Origin of the sequence: Psychrobacter sp., from assembly GCF_030454045.1 — a bacterium.
In the GTDB taxonomy this organism is placed as follows: Bacteria; Pseudomonadota; Gammaproteobacteria; order Pseudomonadales; family Moraxellaceae; genus Psychrobacter.
This window is the reverse complement of record NZ_JAKDJE010000099.1, coordinates 1-8,878: the sequence shown is the minus strand read 5'-3', so window position 1 is coordinate 8,878 and position 8,878 is coordinate 1. Positions and strand designations below refer to the sequence as shown.

The 8,878-nt window shown below is 43.1% G+C and carries 6 protein-coding genes; 2 read left to right on the top strand and 4 right to left on the bottom strand.

Going from position 1 to position 8,878, the window contains the following annotated elements; all coding sequences use genetic code 11:
• Window positions 1-91 precede the first annotated feature (91 nt).
• The gene (locus L0G63_RS12800; RefSeq protein ID WP_301450998.1) at window positions 92-739 is read left to right on the top strand and encodes a TerD family protein; all 648 of its coding nucleotides are present in this window, start codon (window positions 92-94) and stop codon (window positions 737-739) included.
• A gap of 146 nt (window positions 740-885) precedes the next feature.
• Here the strand turns inward: L0G63_RS12800 and L0G63_RS12795 are convergent, their stop codons facing one another.
• Complete coding sequence (locus L0G63_RS12795) at window positions 886-1,869, bottom strand: ion transporter (protein WP_093070850.1); 984 nt, start codon at window positions 1,867-1,869, stop codon at window positions 886-888.
• Window positions 1,870-2,058: 189 nt separating this feature from the next.
• Window positions 2,059-2,286, bottom strand: a complete 228-nt coding sequence (locus L0G63_RS12790; RefSeq protein WP_301450997.1) for a hypothetical protein — start codon at window positions 2,284-2,286, stop codon at window positions 2,059-2,061.
• Between the two features lie 381 nt (window positions 2,287-2,667).
• On the opposite strand from L0G63_RS12790, the gene L0G63_RS12785 reads away from it, so the two are divergent.
• Window positions 2,668-3,294, top strand: a complete 627-nt coding sequence (locus L0G63_RS12785) for an OmpW family protein (RefSeq protein WP_301450996.1) — start codon at window positions 2,668-2,670, stop codon at window positions 3,292-3,294.
• A 196-nt stretch (window positions 3,295-3,490) separates the two neighbouring features.
• Here the strand turns inward: L0G63_RS12785 and L0G63_RS12780 are convergent, their stop codons facing one another.
• Together L0G63_RS12780 and aceE are read right to left on the bottom strand one after the other, a co-directional pair.
• Window positions 3,491-5,209, bottom strand: coding sequence for a 2-oxo acid dehydrogenase subunit E2 (locus L0G63_RS12780; RefSeq protein ID WP_301450995.1), 1,719 nt, complete (start codon window positions 5,207-5,209; stop codon window positions 3,491-3,493).
• A gap of 25 nt (window positions 5,210-5,234) precedes the next feature.
• On the bottom strand, window positions 5,235-8,048 hold the full coding sequence (gene aceE / locus L0G63_RS12775) for a pyruvate dehydrogenase (acetyl-transferring), homodimeric type (RefSeq protein ID WP_301450994.1): 2,814 nt from the start codon (window positions 8,046-8,048) through the stop codon (window positions 5,235-5,237).
• Window positions 8,049-8,878 lie beyond the last annotated feature (830 nt).

Genomic DNA, 8,878 nt, shown 5'->3' with positions numbered 1-8,878 from the left:
GGAACAATTTTAGTGATCAGCAGTGCCTATTTGCGAATGTTCAACACGCCCTAAAACAATTGTAGATAATTAAGAATAAAAAAGGAATATTATGCCGACCACTGCGCCATCACCGCTGCTTTCCGACAGTTTGAGAGGACTGGGCTTGGACACCGGAACCTTGTTTTTTGCACTCAATTATGAATTTACCAAGATTGAGCCAAAAGGGTTATTTAAGCGCTTTAAAAAAGACAAAAGCGCGGTCGATATCGATCTGGCTTGCGTTTTATATGATGACAACTGCATCATCAGCGACCTTGTTTGGTTCAAACAACTACGTGATAAAGCTGAATCCGTCAAGCATCAAGGCGATAGTCTAAATGGCAAGGATCGCGGAGAGCAAGCGATGTATTTAGCACCGCTGGATCAAGAGCAGATCAGAATAGAGTTGGCGGAGATTCCCTTACACATCACCCATATTGCTTTGATTGCCAACTCGTATCACGGACATTCTCTCTCTAGAGTCAAAAAAGGTGAGATACATCTGAGTGATGATGAGGGTAATCGCTGTTTTGAAGTTAACCTAAAACAGCTCCCACGTGATTGTAAAACGCTTTGGGTCGCTCATTTGCACCGGTCTGTTGATGATTGGCATTTAACGCTACAAAATTTACCACTGAGCGCAGAAGATCTCTCAAAAGCGGCGCAAGAAGTTGCGCATGAATTGGCACGTTCGCTGCCTATCCCTCAGGGAATATAACGCCAACAATCAAAATGACAGGAGGCGGCATTTCTGCCATACCGTCTCCTTTGATCTCAAACCGATAACCTTTGTTTAAAAGACTCTAGGCATAAGTGTCTATTGTTATCGAATATTTGTTATCGAATACTATCGGACAGATTAGGTTATAAAGCCTCGCCGCAATGCGGGCAAAAATTCTTTTGACGCACCTCCACTTCTTTTTCGCGCCGCTCAAGCTCTTGCTCACGTAGCACTTGCAGTACAATATTTTGTGCTTGCTCTTTATCTAGTCCCAGCTCTCGGCGAATCTTGTCAATCATCATCTGATTTTGTACCAAATCAAAATCACTATCGATCAGCTGCTCACGAAAATGCTGCTCCAGCTCTTCGCGGCGTTGTGCCAATTCATTTGCCAGACCTGTCGCCAGAATACCTGCAGGCAGTGCAGCCAAACCCACACCCAATATCGTGATGATCGCCCCCAGTATTTTACCAGCGTTAGTAATTGGTGTGACATCTCCATAACCCACCGTCGTAAGCGTCACCACCGCCCACCACATGGCTTTGGGTATTGACTCAAACTCTTCTGGCTGCGCATGGTTTTCAACCAAATAAATCCCGCTTGAGGCCGTTACAATCATAATAATCAATATAAAAATAACCGCTTGAAACGAACCGCGCTCTTTACTGATGACCACCAGCAAAATACGCATAGAAGCAAAATAGCGGGTCAGTTTGAGAATACGAAATAAACGTAAAATACGTAAGAAGCGCAAATCGATATTGACAAAGAAGTTCAAGAAGGCTGGCACAATAGCAACCAAGTCTACCAAAGCAGATGGACTTCTGATCCAGTCCCAGCGCTGCTTCCACGTTGTATTATCAGGCTTTGCTTCAGCGACACTCCATAGCCGCAGCAGATACTCAATCGAAAAGACCACAATAGAGAAGTTTTCAAACCAAGTAAAATAATCTTGATAAGGGTAGTACCAGCTGTCAACTGACTCAGCAATCACAGCTGCCACATTGGTCATGATCAAAAATATGAGAAAATAATCAATATAGCGGCTAAATAAAGTGTCATGTTCATCATTTTGCAACGTATCATAAACAAAATGACGCAAGCGCCTTATAGATTGGAGTAGCATGCCATCCCTATTCGGTGAAATACCGGTGTTATATAAATAAAATAAATTAACTGCCTTGCAAGGTGTTCAAGCGCTCTACCATCAAGAGCACACGTTTTATTCAATGCGCTTTCGTCAATACGAAAATATCAACTATTTGACATGACCCAGCATGGCATTGGCTTATCGCCTGTTCATCAGCAGCCGCTATTATGTCCCATGTAGATAATAAAGATAGACTGCGATCAATAGCATCAATGCGGTGCCTACCACTGATAATCGTAAAAACTGCTCATCAGCGAGCAATTGCTGGCTGATATCTTGAGCAGGTACTAAAAATAAATGACACTCAGGGCAACAAGAATCTACCTGATTCAATATTTTGGTAGAACGGGCGTTCTTACAACGTAGTGGGGAGTTGCTACAATAACCGAACATAATACGTACGCCTCTTGTCAAATCATGAATATCAACTCAATAAGCCATCACCAATTTTTATTAATGTTAATGTTTAGATGCTGATAACCATCACCATCCTTTTCAGATACTATTTTCAGAATATCACAATACAGATATTCTCTGCCTCATAATCATCGGTTTTTTTGTACAAGCCAAATAGTCATATCATTACTCTACTTATTGTAAAGAAGTAAATAGAACTGATTAAAGCACCATTAAAACCTTACAGTAACTATGGTTTTATATTATAATGACGTTATAATGTTACCGCTTAATCATTCATTATAACATTATGTATCAGCGTACCTTGTCATCCCTCATTGTCGCTGGTAATTTTCTCATATATTAAGGAACCAACCGATGAAACTACAATCCCTAGTTTTAGCTGCTGCCACTGCTCTTACCATGACTTCTGCCTTTGCTGTACCTGCTGGTACATGGTCTATTGCGGCTGGTGCACATTATGTTGACCCTAAAAGTGATAATGGCACTCTAGATAATGGTTTGTCTGTTGATGTTGACGGCGATATACAGCCAACTATTAGTGGTGAGTATTTCATTGCCAACAATGTCGGTGTTGAGCTACTCGCAGCACTTCCATTTCATCATGATTTTGATCTAAACAGTGCGGATGGCACACAAGTTTTAACAGGTAAAACCCAACATTTACCACCAACCTTGTCAGTACAATATCACTTTGATAATGACATGATGCCAATGAATGTGAAGCCTTTTGTCGGTGTGGGTGTCAATTACACCACATTTTTTAAAGAGCGTATTTCTAACGGCGCAGATTTAGAGTTTGATGACAGTGTCGGCGTTGCAGGTCATGTCGGCCTTGACATCCCTTTTGCTCCAACTGAATCTTTCCGTATTGATGCCCGTTATATGGACATCAATACAGATGCAAGCCTCAACGGTGATGATATTGGTGAAGTTGATATCAGCCCTTGGGTATATGGCGTAGCATTCGTTAAACAGTTCTAAATTAGTAAAGATACCATGCGTAATAAGAGCCAGCTTAATAGCTGGCTTTTTTGTGCTTATTAATTACGGCTACTACCGTCTGTCTACTCTAACTACTAGGCAATTACTTATAAAAATAGCTAATAACCTGTAAGAACAAATAATCTCCATAAAAAAAGACCACCCGTGGGCAGTCTTTTTTAATTGCTAGCTAGCTTTAGATTAAAATACGACGTGGGTCTGCTAGTAGCGTTGCGATATAACGAGTAAATACAGCAGCGTCTGCGCCGTTGATCACACGGTGGTCATAAGACAAAGACAGTGGCAGCATCAAACGTGGCTCAAAGCTTTGTTTTTTAGCATCCCAACGTGGCTGCATACTTGCTTCAGAGACACCTAAAATACCAACTTGTGGCCAGTTGACTAGTGGCGTAAAGGCGGTACCACCCAAGTTACCTTGGCTCGATATGGTAAAGCTCGCCCCTTGCAAATCTTTAGTGCTGAGCTTCTTATCACGAGCTTTTACTGCAAGCTCGCCGATCTCAATCGCGATTTGCTTCAGGCCTTTATCTTGTACGTTTTTGATAACAGGTACGATAAGACCATCATCAGTTGCCACTGCGATACCCATATTGACACTTTTACGCAATATAACCTGAGTATTGTCATCGCTCAAATGACTATTGAATCGTGGGTGCTGAGTCAACGCGTAAGCAGTAGCTTTAACCACAAATGCCAAGATAGTAAAGCCAACACCTTCTGCTTTCATGCCACCTTTTAACTCACCACGTAATTTTTCAGTCTCAGTGATATCAGACAGATCGAACTGCGTTACTTGCGGTAGCAAAGTATTGTAGTTGAGCTGTGGTATCGAGACTTTCTGCAAGCGGCTGAGGTCTTGTGTTTCTGTCTCACCCCAGATCTCAGCATTACTCATGTCAGGCAGCTGCGGTAGACCTGAGCTAACAGGATTACTGCTCACAGGTGCTGCTTTCTGCTTGGTTAGACTGCTTTTAACATGGGCAAACAAGTCTTCTTTTAGAATGCGATCGTTTAGAGCTGAACCATTCACTTGTGTAATATCAACACCTAACTGACGCGCTAGCTTGCGAACAGCAGGACCTGCATACACATCAACCAATTTTTCATTGACTTGTGCTTCAGTTAATTTACCCTCTGTTTTGCTAGCAGCTGTATTAGTATTGGTCGTTTTGGCAGCTTGTTTTGGCTCACCAGTGGTTTGCGCTTTTTGCGGCGTAGGCTCAGCCGCTTTTTTATTGTCTTTGCTAGCTGCTGGCGCTTCTGCTTTAGGCTCGTCTGTAGACTCACCACTGTCACCAATGATAACGATGAAATCCTGACCATTCGAAACCATATCGCCTGTTTCGACCAGTATTTTTTCAACCTTACCAGCTACGGGTGCTGGCACTTCTACCGATGCTTTATCAGACTCAATCAGCAAAATTGATTGATCAGCACTTACGGTATCGCCCACACTCACCATAATTTCTGATACTTGCGCTTCATCGACGCCTAGATCAGGTAAGGTGTATGTCTCTGCAGCGCTTTTTGTAGCAGCAGGTTTGGCGTCATTGCTTGTATCAGTAGTGACTGACTCTGTTTTCTCAGCAGATTTCTGACTGTCATCGGCTTCGTTATCTGCATCATCCGCACTGACGTCCGCTTCATCACTGGCGTCAGCAGCGCTGTCAGCTGTGTCGATCTCGATCAGTACCATTCCTTCGCTGACGTGATCGCCAATCTCAACACTGATTTTGGTCACTTTACCAGCAGCAGAGCTTGGCACTTCAACTGACGCTTTGTCAGATTCTAGCAAGATGATGTTGTCATCTTTTTCGATGACATCGCCAACGGCTACCATAATTTCGCTGACTTCAGCGCTATCAACACCCAAATCTGGGGCTTTAATGTCCATGGTTTATATCCTTGTCTTATGATTATTATTCTTCAACGTCATCATCATTGAGTAAAGTTGCATCCGCTTTATCTTCAGCACGACCTTCACTAGTGATTTCATCGTCTTCTTCACCGATGAACTCAGGCACTGGATTTGGATTGACGTTGTCAGGTGCTGGCGCATCTGGGAAATGATCATAATGAGGCTGTTGCTGCCATGCAGGCGGTTGATCCGCTTCGATACCGAAGCTTGAAATGGCGTCTTTGACCAATCGCATCTCTACTTCACCCTCGTCTGCCAAGCGCTTAAGCGTTGCCACTACAATGTGTGCAGCGTCGACATGGAAGAAGCTACGCAGTTTTTCGCGTGAGTCTGAGCGGCCAAAACCATCTGTACCAAGCGTGGTGTAAGGACGGTTATCTGGTAACCAGCCGCGGATTTGCTCTGAGTAATTGCGCATATAGTCAGTTGCTGCCACTATAATACCTTCGTGCGGTGCTAACTGCTCAGTAACCCAAGAGACTTTCTCTTCTTCCATCGGATGTAGACGATTGTAGTCGTCACATGCCATGCCATCACGAGTCAACTCGTTAAAGCTGGTCACGCTCCACACGTTAGATGTGATATTGAACTCTTCTTTTAGAATCTTCGAAGCTTTTTGTACTTCGCGCAAAATGACCCCCGAGCCTAATAGCTGCACTTGGCTTGAGCCATTATCTTCAAGCAAGTACATGCCGCGCTTGATGCCTTCCTCGCTTCCTTCTGGCATAGCAGGCTGCTCGTAGTTTTCATTCATCAAAGTCAGGTAATAATAAACACGCTCACCTTCGCCATACATACGGCGTAGACCGTCATGAACCACAACCGCCAACTCATAACCAAAGCAAGGATCATAAGTGACACAGTTTGGTACCACATTGAATAGAATCTGCGAATGACCATCCTGATGCTGTAAGCCTTCGCCATTGAGCGTTGTACGACCAGCTGTCGCACCAAGCAAGAAGCCCTGTGCTTGACAGTCGCCTGCGGCCCACGCCAAATCACCGATACGCTGGAAGCCAAACATTGAGTAGTAGATGTACATCGGAATCATAGGTAACGCGTTTACAGAGTAACTGGTCGCCAAAGCAATCCATGCACTCATCGCACCCGCTTCGTTGATACCTTCTTCTAGCATGTGACCGTCAATGGCTTCTTTATAGCCCATCAAAGCTTCACTATCTTCAGGGGTATAAGTCTGGCCTGCCGCAGAGTAGATGCCGAGCTGACGGAACATGCCTTCTAGACCAAAAGTACGCGCCTCATCCGGTACGATAGGCACCACGCGATCTTGAATGTCTTTGTCTTTTAGCATCGCTGATAACAGGCGAACAAAGACCATAGTCGTCGATTGCTCTTTACCATTACTGCCTTTTAATACACGATCAAAGATAGATAGCTCAGGAATATTAAGCGGGATATGACCACTACGACGGTTTGGCAAATGACCACCAAGCGCTTCACGGCGGCCTTTTAGATACTTCATCTCGGCTGAGTTTTCATCTGGACGATAAAACGGTAGCGTTTCTAGTTGCTCGTCGGTAAATGGCAAATCAAAACGATCACGGAAGTACATCAAAGCCTCTTGATCAAGTTTTTTGATTTGATGCGCTTTGTTGACTGACTGGGCTTGCTCTGACAGACCATAACCTTTGACAGTTTTGACCAAAATAACCGTTGGCTGACCTTTGGTTTTCATCGCTTCACTAAAGGCGGCATAAACCTTCATTGGATCGTGACCACCACGATTCAAGCGTGTAATGTCTTCATCAGACATAGCATCAGCCATCTCTTCAAGCTCAGGATATTTACCAAAGAACTCTTTGCGAGTAAATTCAGGGCTACGTGTCTCGTATAGCTGGTACTCACCATCGACGACCTCTTCCATACGATGTTTTAGCACACCGGTCTCATCATTTGCCAGCAGCTTGTCCCATTTACCGCCCCAGATAACTTTAATCACGCGCCAGCCAGCACCGCGGAACACAGACTCTAGCTCTTGGATGATTTTGCCGTTACCACGCACAGGGCCATCTAGACGTTGCAAGTTACAGTTGATAACCCAAATTAGGTTGTCCAGCTTTTCACGACCGGCAAGAGAGATTGCACCCAAGCTTTCTGGCTCATCAGTCTCACCATCACCCAAGAATGCCCAAATCTTACGGCCTTCTTTTTCGAGCAATTTACGGTTTTCCATATAGCGATGGACGTGGGCATGGTAGATCGACATGATCGGACCCAAACCCATTGATACGGTCGGGAATTGCCAATAATCTGGCATTAGGTATGGATGTGGATAGCTTGATAAACCTTTACCACCAACTTCACGGCGGAAATTGTCTAACTGATCTTCTGTCAGACGACCTTCCAAATATGAACGCGCATAGATACCGGGTGCCGAGTGACCTTGATAATAAATCATGTCACCACCGAAGTGATCGCTTGCGGCACGGAAAAAGTGGTTAAAACCGGTTTCATACAATGTAGCACTAGAGGCAAATGACGCTAAGTGACCACCCAAATCGTCATCATTTTTGTTGGCACGCATAACCATGGCTAACGCATTGTAACGAATAAGGGCACGGATTTTGCGTTCGATACCCAAGTCACCTGGGTACATTGGCTCATCTTCTGTTGCAATACTGTTTACATATGCCGTGTCTAAGCGATTGAATGGTAGACCTTCTTGAACAGCCATATTGTATAAAGCTTTTAGAAGGAACTGAGCGCGATCTTTATCCGCGTGTTTGATCACAGACTCAAAGGCTTCAAGCCATTCTTGGGTTTCGGTGCTGTCAGCATCCTTATAATAATTCATCTTTGTTTGTCCTTTTTATGAGTAGTTCCTGTTTACTACAGGGTTCGTTGTTTTGCTTAAATACTAGGGTAAGACTTACTGGTTATACAAAATAAGGTGAAAGCCTGCAATTAGGGCTTCTATATTACTTTATGTATAACCGTTATTCATTAATATAATGAAGAAACAGACAATTTTGCAACTTCCTTATGCTGCTAAAGGGTTCTGTCTACAGATTTGAGTTTAAATGCGAGGCTGGCATGAGAGGACTTTGTCGATTGGTTTGAGAGCAATCACAATCTTAAAGTCAGTTTACATATAATCACTGACCACTATTATAGGCGCTTATGAGGCAAATGTTTATGGCTATTAGTAAATACCGATACGTTAGGCATTTTTTAGAAAAATAGCGCTACTAAAGCCAGTTGTACTAAATAATTAACCCTTATCTCCAACTAGCTATCAACCGTATAATTACTAACATTAAGAACATAAGTTTATTAATTATCATAGGTTGATGGTTAATTCTGACCATTTTGCGTCCTCTACCTCGATAAAACCATCACATATAAGACTAAATTCAACATACTCATCCCCGTTAATGACAATTTTTGGTCAATGAATAACTTGTCTTGTATAACCAAAAGTTATTGTCTTATCTCGTCATACCTTATTTATCTTAAGCTTTATCCCGCCCTATAAACTAGAGCTAACCCTTTACATATAGAGGGCCTATAGCTTGTTTTTCATAATTATATAGTCAATCCTACTTAAAAATGTTATAAAATAATTAACAAATTGGTGGTGTATCAAAAAGTATGCTGGAGTAATAAAAGAAGGGTGACAGCCGA